Annotated in this window: 15 protein-coding genes; 7 read left to right on the top strand and 8 right to left on the bottom strand. The window is 62.3% G+C overall.

Annotated elements, in window-relative coordinates; genetic code table 11:
* Positions 1–62: 62 nt before the first annotated feature.
* The 7 genes from ACTZWY_RS12330 to ACTZWY_RS12300 all read right to left on the bottom strand — a co-directional run bounded on the left by ACTZWY_RS12330 (position 63) and on the right by ACTZWY_RS12300 (position 5,708).
* Positions 63–761: a chromosomal replication initiator DnaA gene (locus ACTZWY_RS12330; RefSeq protein ID WP_444791017.1), complete on the bottom strand. Its 699-nt coding sequence runs from the start codon at positions 759–761 to the stop codon at positions 63–65.
* 6 nt (positions 762–767) lie between these two features.
* Positions 768–1,802, bottom strand: coding sequence for an AI-2E family transporter (locus tag ACTZWY_RS12325; RefSeq protein WP_444791016.1), 1,035 nt, complete (start codon positions 1,800–1,802; stop codon positions 768–770).
* Between the two features lie 173 nt (positions 1,803–1,975).
* Positions 1,976–2,329 (bottom strand): hypothetical protein, encoded by a 354-nt coding sequence (locus tag ACTZWY_RS12320; protein ID WP_444791015.1) that lies wholly within the window; start codon positions 2,327–2,329, stop codon positions 1,976–1,978.
* Positions 2,330–2,344: 15 nt separating this feature from the next.
* A complete protein-coding gene (locus tag ACTZWY_RS12315; RefSeq protein ID WP_444791014.1) occupies positions 2,345–3,652 on the bottom strand; it encodes a sulfite oxidase in 1,308 nt (435 codons plus the stop codon).
* A gap of 253 nt (positions 3,653–3,905) precedes the next feature.
* On the bottom strand, positions 3,906–4,655 hold the full coding sequence (locus tag ACTZWY_RS12310) for an anti-sigma factor family protein (RefSeq protein WP_444791013.1): 750 nt from the start codon (positions 4,653–4,655) through the stop codon (positions 3,906–3,908).
* Between the two features lie 5 nt (positions 4,656–4,660).
* Positions 4,661–5,200 carry an RNA polymerase sigma factor gene (locus tag ACTZWY_RS12305; RefSeq protein ID WP_444791012.1) on the bottom strand — a complete coding sequence of 180 codons (540 nt, stop codon included), beginning with the start codon at positions 5,198–5,200 and terminating at the stop codon, positions 4,661–4,663.
* Positions 5,201–5,285: 85 nt separating this feature from the next.
* Positions 5,286–5,708 carry a tellurite resistance TerB family protein gene (locus tag ACTZWY_RS12300; RefSeq protein ID WP_444791011.1) on the bottom strand — a complete coding sequence of 141 codons (423 nt, stop codon included), beginning with the start codon at positions 5,706–5,708 and terminating at the stop codon, positions 5,286–5,288.
* Between the two features lie 128 nt (positions 5,709–5,836).
* Here ACTZWY_RS12300 and ACTZWY_RS12295 point away from each other — a divergent pair, with 128 nt between their 5' ends.
* The 3 genes from ACTZWY_RS12295 (at position 5,837) to ACTZWY_RS12285 (ending at position 10,557) form a co-directional block, all read left to right on the top strand.
* Complete coding sequence (locus tag ACTZWY_RS12295; protein WP_444791010.1) at positions 5,837–7,414, top strand: lysine--tRNA ligase; 1,578 nt, start codon at positions 5,837–5,839, stop codon at positions 7,412–7,414.
* Between the two features lie 59 nt (positions 7,415–7,473).
* On the top strand, positions 7,474–7,875 hold the full coding sequence (locus tag ACTZWY_RS12290) for a DUF4864 domain-containing protein (protein WP_444791009.1): 402 nt from the start codon (positions 7,474–7,476) through the stop codon (positions 7,873–7,875).
* A gap of 393 nt (positions 7,876–8,268) precedes the next feature.
* Positions 8,269–10,557 carry a right-handed parallel beta-helix repeat-containing protein gene (locus ACTZWY_RS12285; RefSeq protein WP_444791008.1) on the top strand — a complete coding sequence of 763 codons (2,289 nt, stop codon included), beginning with the start codon at positions 8,269–8,271 and terminating at the stop codon, positions 10,555–10,557.
* A 278-nt stretch (positions 10,558–10,835) separates the two neighbouring features.
* Here the strand turns inward: ACTZWY_RS12285 and ACTZWY_RS12280 are convergent, their stop codons facing one another.
* Complete coding sequence (locus ACTZWY_RS12280; protein WP_444791007.1) at positions 10,836–11,573, bottom strand: hypothetical protein; 738 nt, start codon at positions 11,571–11,573, stop codon at positions 10,836–10,838.
* A 234-nt stretch (positions 11,574–11,807) separates the two neighbouring features.
* On the opposite strand from ACTZWY_RS12280, the gene ftsW reads away from it, so the two are divergent.
* Genes ftsW through ACTZWY_RS12260 form a run of 4 tightly spaced genes read left to right on the top strand, consistent with a single transcriptional unit; the run spans position 11,808 to position 15,826 of the window.
* Entirely contained in the window at positions 11,808–12,986 is a 1,179-nt protein-coding gene (ftsW, locus tag ACTZWY_RS12275) for a putative lipid II flippase FtsW (protein ID WP_444791006.1), read from the top strand.
* 1 nt (position 12,987) lies between these two features.
* Positions 12,988–14,088 (top strand): UDP-N-acetylglucosamine--N-acetylmuramyl-(pentapeptide) pyrophosphoryl-undecaprenol N-acetylglucosamine transferase, encoded by a 1,101-nt coding sequence (locus ACTZWY_RS12270; RefSeq protein WP_444791005.1) that lies wholly within the window; start codon positions 12,988–12,990, stop codon positions 14,086–14,088.
* Complete coding sequence (gene murC, locus ACTZWY_RS12265) at positions 14,085–15,497, top strand: UDP-N-acetylmuramate--L-alanine ligase (RefSeq protein WP_444791004.1); 1,413 nt, start codon at positions 14,085–14,087, stop codon at positions 15,495–15,497. Before ACTZWY_RS12270 ends, murC begins: the two co-directional genes overlap by 4 nt.
* Positions 15,497–15,826, top strand: a complete 330-nt coding sequence (locus ACTZWY_RS12260; RefSeq protein WP_444791003.1) for a hypothetical protein — start codon at positions 15,497–15,499, stop codon at positions 15,824–15,826. Before murC ends, ACTZWY_RS12260 begins: the two co-directional genes overlap by 1 nt.
* Positions 15,827–15,871 lie beyond the last annotated feature (45 nt).

The following is a 15,871-nucleotide window of genomic DNA, read 5'->3' as shown; positions in this document are numbered from 1 at the left end:
GAAGCTTATGCAGCGCCCGTGCCGCACACAAGAGGGGGGCGCGCGAAATGCGCCGCGCTCACTTATTCGGGATCGTCCAGGTCGTTCAGAATTTCGGCTGCCAGACTGCGCGAAATGGGCTTCTTGCGCGCCAGCGCTTCGGCATCCAGCCGTGCGACAAGCGCCTGTGCCCCGCCAAGGGACCGTTCCATCCGCGCCAGCAGATAGGGGATCAGCGTGTCAGGCACAGTCACTTGCCGGTCTGCAAACAATTTGGTCAGCACCGCCGCCAGTAATGCGTCATCGGGGGCGGCCAGCCCCACATGCGCCGCTGCCTGCAACCGTGACGCCAGATCCGGCAGGCACAGGCCCCAATCGCGCACGGGCGCGCGGGCCGTCAGCAGCACATCCCCGCCCCCTGCCGCCAGCAGGTTGTGCAAATGAAACAGCGCCGCTTCGCGTGCGGGGTGGCCTGCAACCTGATGGGCATCATCCAGCGCCACGCGCCCGCACTGTGCCAGGGCAGGCACATCCGCGTTGTCCAGATCGCGCGCGCGCAGCAATGCCGCGTTATGTTCTGCGCCCCAGACATGCAGCAAATGGGTCTTCCCCGCCCCTTCTGGCCCTGTCAGAACCAGTTTGCCCGCAGGCCAGTTGCCTTGTGTGATCATGTGCAGCGCTTGGGCATTGCACGGTGCGGGCACGAAATCCGCCCGCCCATAGGAAGTGGGCAGCGCCAGCGGCAGGTGGATTTGTCCGGCGCGCAAGGGCGGGGATGTCATGGTCTGTCACTCCTGCCTGTAAAGCGCGCTGTTTTGGTATTGCGCGATCCCGAAGCGCACCAGAACCCCAATCGCCGCCGCTACCGGCACGGCAATCAACATACCGGTAAATCCAAGCAGACTGCCAAAGGCCGACACGGCGAACAACAGCCAAACAGGGTGCAACCGCACGGAATTTCCCACAATGCGCGGCACCAGAATATTGCCTTCCAGCACCTGCCCCACGGCAAAAATGGCGACCACTGCGGCAATCATGCCCGGCTCGCCCCAGAATTGCCACAGCGCCACGCCAATGGCCAGAACCCCGCCCACAATGGCACCGATATAGGGGATGAAGGAAATCAACCCCGCCACCACCCCGATGGCCAGCCCGAAATCCAGCCCCGCCAGCCCCAGCGCGCTGGCGTAATAGGCCGCCAGAATCAGGCATACGGTCACCTGACCGCGCACAAAGCCCGCAATGGCAAGGTCCACATCCGCGCCAAGGCTGCGCAGCGTGGGCGCGTGCTGGCGCGGCAGCAGATCGTCCGCCCCGCGCATGACACGCGGCCAGTCCAGCAAAAGGTAAAACGCGACAACCGGCGTGATGACAAGAAACACAACTGCACTGACCACCCCCGACACCCCGCGCAGCAGACCTTGCGCAAGGGCGGCACCGCGGTCGCGGCTGGCCTCGCCCATGGCGGCAAGCGATGTTTGCAGCGTCTCTTCCAGATCGGGGAAATATTGCGTCAGAAACGCCTGCGCCTGCCGCAGCAGGTCGGGCGCGGTTTCGCTGAACTGCACAAGCTGCGCGGTTACGGCGGGAATGACCAACAGCCCCGCCAGCACAACCACCCCCAGCGCCAGACACATCAACCCCGCCACTGCCAGAACACGCGGCACGCCCGATTGCGTCAGGCGCGACACCACAGGGTTCAGGAAATACGCAATCGCGGCCCCTGTCACAAAGGGCAGCAACACATCGCCCATGACCCATAGCAGGGCAATGAAGCCAAGGCTGGCAATACCCCAATAGGCGATTTGTGTGCGCATAGGCATCAAGGCGTTCCAGTCCGGTTGCGGGTGTTGTGTTCCCTGTCCCATATCGCGCGGCGCCAGCTTGCGTGCAAGTGGTCTGCGGCGGCACCCTCGTAAAAGAACAGGCGCGCCCGTGCGAATGGGGCGCGCCTGTGCCTTGGCTACAACCATGACCATGACCCGAACAGGGTGGGCTAGCCTTCCCAGTCTTCGCCGATATAGGTGGACAGATAGTCCAGCAGCACTTCGCGTATGTCGGGTTCAGGGTCCATCATGCCCTGATCGGCAACCATCCAGTCCAGCAACTCATCCCACACGCGCCGTGAATAGCCGCCATTGGTGACGGTGCGCAGGCTGTGGCAGGCGATGCAGCTGTAATACACTTCGTCTACCCCTTCACCGGGGGGCAGGGGGTAGAACTCGAAATCCTCCGGGACATCGGCAAGGGAAGTGATTCGCGGCTCCTCGGGGCTGGCCTGCACCGGCGCGCCCAAAGTGAGCAGGGCGGCGGCCAAGGCCGCCCCGCAAGTTGAAGTCAGGGTTTTCATGTTGGTTTGCTGTCCTTACACGGCGGTAAAATGGATGCGGTGGCACGCATTGTTCAGATACCCGCGCGGGTTCCAGCCGGGCACAACCATGGGCTGGCTGTTGCCCTGATTGTCGGTCGCGCGGGCCCATACCTCGTAATAGCCGGCCATGGGCGGAATGACTGTCTGTTCCCAGCGCTGCCACGCATAGCGGTTGGCGGGCGCGTGGACCTGTGCCACCTGCCATGTCGCGCCAAAATCGATCGAGGTTTCCATCTTCACCACATGATTGTCCCCGGCCCAGGCCTGCCCGCGAATGGCAAAAGGCGCGCCCGCACGCGTTTCGGCGCCCGCCACAGGGTTGGTGATGGCGGATTTCACGATCATGGACCCCATGACCATCATATCCTCATGCGGGACTTCTGCCCCTGCTTCGACAGGATAGCGCGGGATGCGGTAGCTAAGCCCCGTCATGCCCGGCCCGTCATGTTCGCGGTCGCGCACCCAGATGCGGGTGACCCATTTCTGGCTGACCGACCCCGCCCAGCCGGGGGCCACGATGCGCGCTGGATAGCCGTGTTCAATGGGAATATCCGCGCCGTTCATCTTCAGCGCGATGATGGTGCTGGGGTCCATCATCTTGTCGATCGGGCCGCCGCGCGAAATGGATTGACGGTCAGGGTCGCCCGACAAATGGTCATCATAGCTGAAATGGCCCGTATACACCGCCGACGGCTTCAGCCCCGCGCGGCGCAGAATGTCGCGCAACCGAACACCTGTCCATTCTGCATTGCCAATGGCCCCGATGGACCACGGATTGCCACGCGGCAGCGGGTTGAAGCCCGCGCGCCCGTTGCCGCCACATTCAAGCTGCGCCTGCATGGTGACCAGTTCAAAATCATTCATCAGCTGGTCATAGGACAGCTCCAGCTCCTCATTCACCTCGCCGTCGATTTTCAGCCGCCAGTCAGCCTTGCTCATGGGCATGGGCATCGACCCGTTGTTGCGGATGAAGTGATGCGCCGCGGGTGTGATGTCGTCATCGAGCAGATGCGCGGCCGCTTCGACATTCATGGGCCGGTCGTTATGCACGATCATATCGGCATGTTTGGAGTCGATGCTGAATTCATTGATGGTTTCGGCCAGCGCGGCAGGCATCAGGCCCGCAGGCATATTGGCGCTGAAGGGAATGGTCGTGCCCAGCACCGCCCCCATAGAGGCCAGCCCCGCCCCGCGCAGAAACCCGCGCCGGTCCGGCCCCGCCTTGCGCCCGAAAACCAGATATTCCGCGCGTTCGGGATCGTCATTGTAAAGTTCGATAAGCCCGCGTTCTTTCTGTGGCATGCTGTTCCATCCTCCCATGTCCAGAGCCATATGCGCACCAATCAGATGCCCATATGAGTAAAGACGAGCGCAGGATGCATATTATTCCCTGCGGTGGAAAATAAATTTGTGGGGGGGCGGGGGTTTGCGGGGCGGTGGCTTGGCTGGGGGGAAGAAGGGGGCGCTCGCGCCCCCTCGGGCCTGCGGCCCTCACCCCCTGAGGATATTTGGGCCAGAATGAACATGAAGCGGGCAGGGGGCGGGTGTGGCGGGGTCAGGCCAGACAGGGCAGCCGCGCGGCATTGATCAGTGCGATCTGGGCTGCGCTGGCGGGCAGGTGGTCGCGGCTTTTGGTATGCGCCGTGGTTGCGATGGTGGCAAAGCGCGACAGGTCCATGTCAAGGGCGACAATGCGAAACTGCAGCCCTGATGTGGTCCAGCCTGCCTGTTGCAGATGCTGGTCCAACTGGATGTCCAGCGCGGTGTCGGGCTGGTCTTGTGGCTGGATGAACAGGCTGAGTCTGCAGGCATTGGCCCCGATAAACCCAAGATGCAGGCCGCTTGGTCCCTGTTGTGCATGCGCAAGTTGCAGGCCGGTGGCCTGCATGACCGGCGTGAGCCAGTCGAAGGCGGCGGGCATGGGGGTGGGTGTGTTCGGGGCGGGCGTGCCGGCCCATGCGTGATGGGCCGCCAGTGCCGTGGTGGTGGGGGCCGTGTCGGGGCTGGCGGGCATGCGCGGCTGGCTGTGCCATGCCAGGCCCGCAACAAGGGCCAGCAGTGCCGCAGCGGCCAATGCGTGCCGCATGCGCGCAGGTTTGCGCGCCGGGGGGGCGGGCAGGGGCGGCGGGTCCATGGCATCATCAAGGGTGGCGAGGGCGGTTTTGAGCCGCTGCAGCATGGCGACATGGCGCGCAAGGCTGGGGTCACGGGCCATGGCGGCCAGAAGGTCTGCCGTCTGGTCGGGGGGCAAGGCCCCGTCGACGAACGCGTTGAGCATCTCGTTGGGGAAGGATTGGCTGGCCATTCCTGTCAGCCCCTGATGCCCAGTTTGCCCTGCGCCAGTGGCAGCGCCACGACCTTGTCGTTGTCTTGCAGGCTGTGGGCCAGACTGGCGCGGGCGCGGCTGATGCGTGACATGATGGTTCCTTGTGGCACGTCCAGAATTTCTGAGGCCTCGGCATAGCTGAAACCGGCGATGTCCACCAGTGCCAGAACGTCCCGGTGGGGTTTGGCAAGTTTCATGAAGGCCTGTCGCACCGCAAGGCGGTTGACGGTCAGATCATCGGCGCGGTCAATGGCGATATTGCCGTCAATTGCGTCATCGGTTGTCAGGTCCGGCAGGCGCCCGGCGGCGCGCAGCCTGTCGACCCACAGGTTGCGCATGATGCGAAACACCCAGACGCGAAACGCAGTCTGGTCTGTTGGGACGCTGCGCGCCGTCATCGCGCGCAGCATGGCGTCCTGATACAGATCTTCGGCGCTGGCCATGTCCGGGCACAGCGCGCAGGCATACCCGAACAGCCGCCGCCGCAAGGCAAGAAGCGCGTCATGGTGGCGCTGGTTCGACATTGGCGGCCCTCCTGCTTCGGGGGGCAGGGTAGCGCGGCTGCGACAATTTGTCAGCCTGTTTCTGATGCAGAGGCGGTGGCGGGGGCTACAGGCGCATGTGGCGTGCGCGCGCGCCGCGTTCAATGGCCGCCGCATGCAGGCGGTCAATCTGCAATTCATGGCGGATTTCTTCCAGCAGGCGCAATTCGGCCTGGGAGAGTTTGCCGTCCGACGCGGCCACATCGCAGGCGATGGTATAGGCCGTTTCATTCAGTTTGTCGGGCAGGTTTTCGCGCACCAGTCCAAACAGCGCATCAAGCCCGTCTTCTTCTTCCAGCAGGTCGAACACGGTTTGGGCAATGGTCTTGATGCGGTCGGCGTCATATTCCCCGAAGATGGGCAGGTGATTCACCAGCGCCTGTATGGCCACCAGTTCGGCGGTGCGGATTTCCTGATCCGCCGCCGAGACAGCGATCATCAGGGCAACCAGACAATCCTGCGGGGAGAGGGGGTGGGGCAGAGGCTGCATGCTGCGGTCCTTCGGGGTAGCTGTGTTTGGGCGGGGTAGCTGTTTCGGGCGCAGAATATTGACGCGGCCGCCAAGGGGCAATAGGGAGTGGGGGTGTTATTGTCCCCCCACAAGGAAGTGATGTGCCCATGTCTGCACTGCGCGATGCTGCCCTGACATCCAAAGCCTGGCCCTTTGAGGAGGCCCGCAAACTGGTTGCGCGCATCAAGGGCACGGCCCCGGAAAAGGGCTATGTGCTGTTCGAGACGGGCTATGGCCCGTCGGGCCTGCCGCATATCGGCACCTTTGGCGAGGTGGCGCGCACAACCATGGTCCGGCGCGCGTTTGAAGCGCTATGTGATGTGCCCACGCGGTTGATCTGTTTTTCCGATGATGTGGACGGCATGCGCAAAGTGCCCGAGAATGTCCCCGACCCTGTGGCGCTGCGCGAACATCTGCAACGCCCGCTGACATCGGTGCCGGACCCGTTTGGAAAATATGAGAGTTTCGGCCATCATAACAACGCCATGTTGCGCCGGTTTCTGGACACGTTCGGGTTTGACTATGAATTCATCAGCGCGACTGAATTCTACAAATCCGGCCAGTTTGACGCAGTGCTGTTGCGGGCCGCTGAACGCTATGACGACATCATGGCGGTCATGCTCAAAAGCCTGCGTGATGAACGCCAGCAGACCTATTCCATTTTCCTGCCCATCCACCCCGAAACGGGCCGCGTTCTGTATGTGCCCATGAAGCATGTGGACGGCAAGAATGGCACGATTACGTTTGACGATGAGGACGGGCGGGAATGGACGCTGCCAGTCACAGGCGGCAATGTGAAACTGCAATGGAAGCCCGATTTCGGCGCGCGCTGGGCGGCGCTGGATGTCGATTTTGAAATGTATGGCAAGGACCATTCGACCAACACCCCCATTTATGACCGCATTTGCGAAATTCTGGGCGGGCGGAAGCCGGAACATTATGTCTATGAGCTGTTTCTGGATGAAAACGGCGAGAAGATCAGCAAATCCAAAGGCAACGGCCTGACGATTGATGAATGGCTGACCTATGCCAGCACAGAATCGCTGTCCTATTACATGTTCCTGAAGCCGCGCACCGCCAAGCGCCTGTCATGGGATGTGATCCCCAAGGCGGTGGATGAATATCACCAGCAGTTGCGCGCCTTTCCTGACCAGACGCTGGAACAGCAACTGGCCAATCCGGTTTGGCATATTCACGCAGGCACCCCGCCTGTGTCCAATATGGTGGTCAGTTTTGCGATGTTGCTGAACCTGGCGTCCGTCGCGGGGGCCACGGGCAAAGAAGGGCTTTGGGGATTCATCCGTCGCTATGCGCCTGACGCGACCCCCGAAACACACCCTGATCTGGATCAGGCGGCAGGGTTCGCGCTGGCCTATTTCCGTGATTTCGTGGCGCCCGCGCGCCAGTTCCGCGCGCCCGCGCCGCTGGAACGCACTGCCATGGAAGATCTGGCCGCACGGTTGCGCGACTGGCAAGGCGGGCTGGACGCCGAGGAATTGCAGACGCTGGCCTTCGCTGTTGGCAAGGATCACGGGTTTGAAAACCTGCGCGACTGGTTCAAGGCCCTGTATGAAGTGTTGCTGGGACAGTCGCAGGGGCCGCGTTTTGGCGGGTTCATCGCGCTGTATGGCGTGAATGAAACAGTTGCCCTGATTGACCGCGCCCTTGCGGGGGAACTGGCATAAGTGATCTGCGCGCACCCCTTTTGCGTAGGATGAAAATCCTGTCGTGAAAGGGAAACACCATGCGGGCCTTGTTTGCGGCCATGGGTCTTGTGCTGGTGGTCACCACCGCGCAGGCACAAGACGTTGCCGGTATACGCCAGATTATCGAAAACCAGATTGCAGCACTTCAGGCCGATGATTTTGACCGCGCCTTCAGCTATGCCAGCCCCGATATAAAACGCCTGTTCGGAACACCGCAGCGTTTTGGCGCGATGGTGCAGGACGGCTATCCGATGGTCTATCGCCCTGAAGAAGTCACCATGCTGGAGCAGTCCCAAACCCCCGCCGGTGTGGTTCAGCGTGTCATGATCCGCGATGCGCAGGGGCGGTTGCACTTTCTGGCCTATCAGATGGTGCCAGCGGGTGACGGCTGGCAAATTGACGGCGTGCAGTTGCTAAGGGCCGCTGAAAGGGGGGTCTGATGCGGGGGGGGGGGCGCATGGCCTGAAGCTGTCACCCAAGGCGCGGAATCAAGGCCGCAGGCCGCCGCGCCATCGGCGGGCCGTCCCGCGGCCTGCCGATGACCTGAAGGCGTGCCAAGCGCTTGATGTCAGGAATATGCCGCGTGGATAAACTGCATCCCTATAACGCTGGATCGGCAGACCCCGGCCCACCGACAGCGCGGGCTTCATCCAAGTGCCAACGTCCCCTTCAGGCCAACCACGCCTTGCCCCACAGAAGCAGCGCACGCTGCCCTCAACGTGATTTAACGCACCCTTGATACAGTCTGCGCTGTCCGGATGATTGGTCAGGCAGAACGACACCCTGCCCTGTCATCCGATTGCAGCACATCGACTGACAAGAAAGGGTCTTTCATGAACCTGGCCGTTACCAACCCGCAGGCAATCACGCCCCCGCCGTTCTCGGCAGGTCTGGACCAGTGGTCACAAACCACAGGCCGCCCCGGAACACCCACCTATGACGCGGCCGCTTTCGCCGCCTTCGTGCCCGCCGACCCCGATTTCGGCGGCGCACTGGAGGTGCAGAAAATCAGTGCCACAACGCGCCTGCGCTGGAGGGGCGAAGTGCCAATCCTGCCCGGAAGCTACTTGCGGGTGCGCGCGCGCATCAAGGCCATGGCCGGGGTCATGCCAAATGTGCGCATCGCCGCATGGGCGGGGAACAGTGGCGGCACCGAAATTACCGGCCTGACCACCACTGGCGCGCAAACCACGCTGACCACCTTTGGCCAGATTGTCGAAGTGCAGGCCATTATCGGCACAGGGGCGCGCCCGTCTGTGGACATGGTCTGGCCGCTATCGGTAAGCATCGCGCATCTGGGACTGGACCTGACCGGACCCACCGGCGGGGTGGTGCGCATTGACGACCTGATCATCGAAGATATTACCGCCCTGTATACCCGCGACCTGCTGGGCCTTGTCGATGTGCGCGATTTCGGCGCGCAGGGCGATGGGGTCAGCGATGATCGCGCGGCGTTTCTGGCGGCCATGGCGGCGGCAAACGGGCGAAGCCTGCTGGTGTCCGAAGGGGTGTTTGCCATTGGCGACGACCTGACGATCCCCATGCCTGCGGTGTTTCGCGGCACGCTGGCCATGGACCCCCAGACTGTGCTGATCCTGCAGCAAAATTTCGACCTGACAGGTTATGAAGCGGCCTTCGGCACCGCCGAGGCGGGCTTTCGCAAAGGGCTGCAGGCGCTGTTTCATAGCAATGAACATATGGAATTCAACCTGAAGGGGCGGCGCGTGCCGCTGACAGGCCCTGTCGATGTGTTCGCGCTGGCAGGCTATGACGATACATCGCGCCGCAGGGTGCTGGCGGATGGGCAGCTTGATTTCATCGACAACCCCGCTTGGGCGACCGAAACCGTAACCGCAGTTGCGACCTATACCCCCACCAGCCCGCTACTGCTAAGCGGTATCAGCAATGTGGCAGCCATTCCGGTGGGCGCGCGCGTCAGTGGCGTGGGCGTGGGCCGCGAAGTTTATGTGCGGTCGCGCAATGTGGCGGCGGGCACGCTGACGCTTAGCCTGCCGCTGCACGGGGGCGCGATGACGCAGGACTTCACCTTTGAACGCTACCGCTACGGGCTGGATTTCTCAGGCTTTTCCAGCCTGCGCAATTTTGAATTCCATAATCTGGAATTCATCTGCCGGGGGCGTGCATCAGCGGTCATGCTGGCCGAAGGGGGGCGCATTTTCCGCTTCCATCAATGTGATTTCAACCGCCCGCGCGACCGCGCCATCACGTCCATTGGGGTGGCTTGTCAGGGGTTGATGATCGACAATTGCCAGTTCAGCAGTTCGCAAATGCCGCTGAATTCCCAGGATCGCACTGTTATTGCGTTCAACGTCAACAACAATGACGCCAAGATACGCAATAACCGCGTGGTGCTATGGGCGCATTTCGGGGTGATGGCGGGCAGTGGCCATATTGTCAGCGGTAACCATTTCTTCCAGGGCGACACCACTGCAGCGGGCATACGCCAGGCAGGGCTTGTGCTAAGCGCGGGCAATGTCAAAACCACCGTGACGGGCAATTACATTGACAATTGTTTCATTGAAATGACCAATGAACATGACCCATACCCCGACCACAGCAGTGGCTTTTCCTTCGGGGGGCTGACGGTGACGGGCAATATTTTCTTTGCCATCAGCGTGGCCCCGTGGTTTCGCTATATCGTGTTCAAGCCTTATGGCGCGGGGCATTTCATTCAGGGGCTGGTGGTGCAGGGCAATGTCTTTCGCCTGTCGGGCAATGCCATTGACCGTGTAGAGGCCGTGGACACAACCTTTGCGGGGTTGGAATACAACCGTTTCCGCAATGTGCTGTTTCAGGACAACAGCTTCAATGGCGTGGATTTTCCGACCGAAAGCCCGGCGGTCATCATTCATGAACAAAACACCGCAGCCACCAGCTGGACCATTGGTTCAGGCGACAAAATGCCCTTTGGCGGGCGCGTGCGCACGGTAACATCGGTGGTCATGGAAGAGGCCGCGCGCGATAGCAGCGATGCAATCCGCTATGATGCGCCCTATGTGCAGGTCAATCAGGGGCCCGACAGCAATCAGGCGCGGTTGCAATGGCCGGTGGCCACACGGGGGCGCGCGATTGTCACCATGCGCGTGGACCGCCCGCTATAGCGGTATCCTGTCAGATGGAACTGCGGGCTGGCTAATTTGGCCTGAAGCGGTCATTGGGACTGCCCCAAGGCGCGGAGCAAAGGCCGCAGGCCGCCGCGCCATCGGCGGGCCGTCCTGCGGCCTGCCGATGCCCTGAAGGCGCGCCAAGCCTTGAAAGTCGGAGTATGCCGCCTGCATAAAGTGAACTTCACTGGCGTCGGATCGGCAGACCCCGGCCCGCCGACAGCGCGGGCTTTCTCCAAGCGCTTAGGGCGGCTTCAGGCCAGAAACACCCGCAATCACGGGGCAGTGCGCCCATGGTGCAGCAGCGTTTCAATGGCATAGACCACCCGGCGCTTTTCGCGGCTGAATGCGGCGGCTTCCAGATCGAAATAGGGCCAGCCCTGTGTGGCGCACACGGCCTTGATTTCCTTGCTGCGCCAGATGATCTGGCGCGCAAGTTTGTGCATATCCGCATCTGATTTGCTGCGCGATGTCCAGCACTTGGCAGTTTTGCGAAAGGCGATCATGCTTTGGGCCTTGCGCGCGGGGTTATCTTGCGCATAGCCGATGGCCACGCAGGGAATGCCACGCGTGCTGGCCCAATGGGGCACTGTGACGCCGCGATCCAGAAAAATGGTGCTGTCCAGAACCAACCCCGTTGGATGGGCCAGAAGCAGGCGTTTGCTGATATACTTGATGACGCGCTGTTTCGTGGCTTCGTCACTGTTTCGGAAGGTTGCCTTGCGCAGCCTGTCACCGGGCACATGATACATCCCGTTGCGCCGCGCGACCCTGCGCGCCACCAGCGTCTTGCCGCAGCGCATGGCGCCTGTGACAATCAGCGAGGGCACAGCGGCGGGCGCATAATTGGCAATATCTGCCAGCAGAACATCCAGATAGGCATCCAGCGCGGCCTTGGTTTGCGCCGGTCCGCCCCGCGGCAGGGGCGGCACGGGCAAATCATCGCGCATGTCAAAGGGGGGCGGCGGAAATACCTGCAGCCATATGTCCTGAATATGCCTTCTGATCTGCATAAAAACGTGCTTTCAATCCTTGCTTCCTTGTGGGCCTGTGTGGTGCGCCGTTCAAGCCCTAGTTGCAGCAGGGGACCGGTTTTCACCTGTTTGACGCACGCGGCTGTGACGCGGCGGCGCGTGTTTGTGCTGGATTGAAACACGCGTTCGGGTTAGACTTGCGCCCACAGACCCGACAAATCGGGCGCAAGCAGGCACTATACAGGCAATTCGCGGTTCTATCGAGGCAGTCGCATGACAGAAATGGTCTATGGCACCGCGCCCATGCGCGTGGTGGACCCTATCCTTCCACGCTGGTGGCGCACAATCGACAAGATGACCCTGACAGGGGTTTTGTTGCTTATGGCGGTGGGGCTGCTTCTGGGGCTTGCGGCATCGCCGCCACTGGCCACGCGTAACGGGTTGCCGCCGTTCTACTATGTCCAGCGACAGGTGTTTTTCGGTATTCTGGGTCTGGTGGCCATGCTGGGCCTGTCCATGTGTTCGCCCGAACGCATACGCCGTTTCGCTGTGGTGGGGTTTTTCGCCAGTTTGCTGGCGCTGATGTTGCTGCCGTTTTTCGGCACGGATTTCGGCAAGGGGGCCACGCGGTGGTTCAGCCTTGGCTTCGGGTCGTTCCAACCGTCCGAGTTTTTGAAGCCCATGCTGGCGGTGTTTGCCGCATGGCTTATGGCATCATCGCAAGACCTCAATGGCCCGCCGGGGCGCGCATTGTCCTTCGGATTCACGTTTCTGGTGGTGGCAATGCTGGCGCTTCAGCCGGATTTCGGACAGGCCGCGCTGATCGCGGCAGGCTGGATGATCATGTATTTCGTGGCCGGTGCGCCCATGGTGCTGTTGGTGGGGTTTGCGGGGCTGGTGGTTGCGGGGGGCTGGGCGGCCTATACTTCATCCGAACATTTTGCACGCCGCATTGACGGGTTTCTGGCCCCTGACGTGGACCCGCGCACCCAGATGGGCTATGCGCAAAACGCCATATCGGAAGGCGGGTTTTTCGGCGCAGGTGTGGGCGAAGGGCGCGTGAAATGGTCCTTGCCCGATGCGCATACCGATTTTATCATCGCGGTGGCTGCCGAAGAATACGGGTTTATTCTGGTGTTGTTCATTATCGGGCTATACGCCATGATCCTGCTGCGGTCATTGTTCCGGCTGATGCGGGAACGCGATGTGTTCATCCGCCTTGCGGGGACGGGCATTGTTGCGGTATTTTCCATTCAGGCCATGATCAATATGGGCGTTGCCGTGCGCCTGCTGCCATCCAAGGGGATGACTTTGCCGTTTGTATCCTATGGCGGGTCGTCGCTGCTTGCGACAGGGATGGCAATTGGTATGTTGCTGGCATTCACACGCACCAGACCGCAGGGCGAGATCGGCGAAATCCTGTCGCGTCGTGGGCTGGGGTCAGGGGGCTGATATGGCCAAACCACCGCTTGTTCTGATTGCTGCCGGGGGCACTGGCGGGCATATGTTCCCCGCACAGGCGCTGGCCGAAGCGCTGCTGGCGCGGGGCTGGCGGGTGAAGCTGTCCACCGATGCGCGCGGCGCGCGCTATGCGGGCGGGTTTCCACAGGCGGTGCGGGTTGACACAGTCAGCGCCGCGACCTTCGCGCGCGGCGGGCTTGCGGCCAGGGTGCTGGTTCCATTGCGGCTGGGCCTTGGTATATTGCGCGCGGTGGCGGGCATGGTGCTGGACCGGCCGCGCGTGGTTGTGGGGTTTGGCGGCTATCCGTCGGTGCCTGCATTGGCGGCGGCGGTGGTGCTGCGTGTGCCGCGCATGATCCATGAACAAAACGGTGTTCTGGGGCAGGTGAACGCGTTTTTTGCAAAGCGGGTCACTGCGCTGGCCTGTGGGACATGGCCTGTTCAGGGCGCCGACGGGGTGGAGGCGGTGTTTACCGGAAATCCCGTGCGCGCTGACGTGCGCGACCGCGCGGGCGCAGGCTATATTGCGCCCGGCGATTACCCCATGGACCTGCTGGTGATTGGCGGATCACAAGGCGCGCGCATCCTGTCAGATGTGGTGCCCGCTGCCATTGCCGCCCTGCCTGACGCGCTGAAGCGCAACCTGACAGTGGCCCATCAGGCCCGCGAAGAAGATATTGCGCGCGTGATTGCCGCCTATGAAGCGGGCGGTGTGCGTGCCGAGGTTGCGCCGTTTTTCGGGGATATTCCCCGCCGCCTGTCGGAATGCCAGCTTGTCATCAGCCGTGCGGGCGCGTCGTCGGTTGCCGATATTTCCGTGATTGGCCGACCCAGCGTGCTGGTGCCCTATGCGGCGGCCACAGGCAACCATCAGGCGGCAAATGCCAAAATGCTGTCGCGGGTGGATGCGGCCGTGGTGTTTCCTGAAACGCACTTCAATGCGGGCGCAGTGACCGAAAGCCTGATGTCAATCCTGTCCAACCCCAAAGCGGCCGAAGCCATGGCGCGCGCCGCGCTGTCGGCAGGTCGTGCAGATGCGACCGAGCATCTGGTAGAACTGGTCGAAGCCCTTGCCCGAAAGGAAAAGCCATGAGCCCCGCCACAAAACTGCCAACCGATATTGGCCCGATCCATTTTATCGGGATCGGGGGCATTGGCATGTCGGGCATTGCAGAAGTGCTGATGACACATGGCTACCGCGTGCAGGGGTCCGACCTGAAGGCCACGGCCATAACCGACCGGCTGGCCGAACTGGGCGCGGAAATCTTCATTGGCCAGCGCGCCGAAAATGTGGCCGATGCCGAAGTGATTGTGGTGTCCACGGCCATCAAGCCCGACAACCCCGAACTGGCGGCGGCGCGCCGCGCGGGCCTGCCAGTGGTGCGCCGCGCTGAAATGCTGGCGGAACTGATGCGCCTGCGGTCCAACATCGCAGTGGCGGGCACGCATGGCAAGACCACCACCACCACCATGGTGGCCACGCTTCTGGACCGTGGCGGGCTGGACCCCACAGTGATAAACGGGGGCGTGATCCATGCCTACGGGTCCAATGCGCGCGCAGGCGCGGGCGAATGGATGGTGGTTGAAGCTGACGAATCCGACGGGTCGTTCAACCGGCTGCCTGCAACCATTGCGATTGTCACGAATATTGACCCCGAACATATGGAACATTGGGGCAGTTTCGATGCGCTGCGCCGCGGGTTCCTGAATTTTGTCGAAGGCATACCGTTTTACGGGCTGGCCATCTGCTGCACCGATCATGCCGAAGTGCAGGCGCTGGTTGCCAAGATCACCGACCGGCGTGTGGTGACCTTCGGGTTCAATGCGCAGGCCGATATTCGCGCGATCAACCTGCGCTATGAAAAGGGCGTCGCGCATTTCGATATTGCGTATCAGGATGAAGGGCGCGTGATTGAAGGGTGCAGCCTGCCCATGCCCGGCGACCATAATGTGTCCAATGCGCTGGCTGCTGTGGCCGCGGCGCGCCATCTGGGGATGAATGGCGCGGAAATTCGCGCGGCACTTGCCGGTTTCGGGGGCGTGAACCGCCGCTTTACCCGTGTGGGCGAAGTGGGGGGCGTGACCATCATTGACGATTACGGCCATCACCCGGTTGAAATTGCTGCCGTGCTGCGCGCGGCGCGGCAGGCGCTGGGCGGACAGGGGCGCGTGATTGCGGTGCACCAGCCGCACCGCTATTCGCGCCTGTCGAGCCTGTTCGAGGATTTCTGCACCTGCTTCAATGAAGCCGATGTGGTAGGGATTGCGCCGGTCTATGCCGCCGGTGAAGACCCGATTGCAGGGGCCAGCCGTGATGATTTGCTGACAGGGCTGGCCGCGCATGGACATCGCGCAGCGTTTGCGGTGACCACAGAGGATGATCTGGAAGCGCTGGTGCGCGCGCATGCCGGCAAGGGCGATATGGTGGTGTGCCTTGGGGCGGGGACGATTTCGGGCTGGGCGCATGCATTGTTGCCACGCCTGCAGGCGAAAGCGGCCTGATGGGACCGGAAGCGCGCATCTATCTGTTCATGGCGGCGGCGGTCTTCGCGGGCGCGGTGCTGGGCTATGTGCTGCTGCGCAATGGCTGGCGGCGGGCCTTCGGGGCAGTTGTGCTGGGCCATGTGCTGGCCGTGGCCGGGATGTTTGTGTCGCTGCGCGGCCATGCGGGGCAGATGGGGGGGCTGGGAATGGCGATAATGCTGTCGGTTTTTGTGCTGCCTGCCTTGTTGGGGGTGCTGCTTGGCGGCGCAGGGGGATGGCTGCGCGCGCGGCGTTCAGTATCCCGAGGGTGGCTTGGGGGGCAGCTGCCCCCCAAACCCCCTGCCTGAAGGGGGGCACGCCCCCCTTCAGAAACCCCGGTGGATATTTTTGCC

The organism is Roseinatronobacter sp. NSM (assembly GCF_052379845.1).
In the GTDB taxonomy this organism is placed as follows: Bacteria; Pseudomonadota; Alphaproteobacteria; order Rhodobacterales; family Rhodobacteraceae; genus Roseinatronobacter.
The sequence above is the reverse complement of the archived record's forward strand: the minus strand, read 5'-3'. Positions and strand labels throughout refer to the sequence as shown.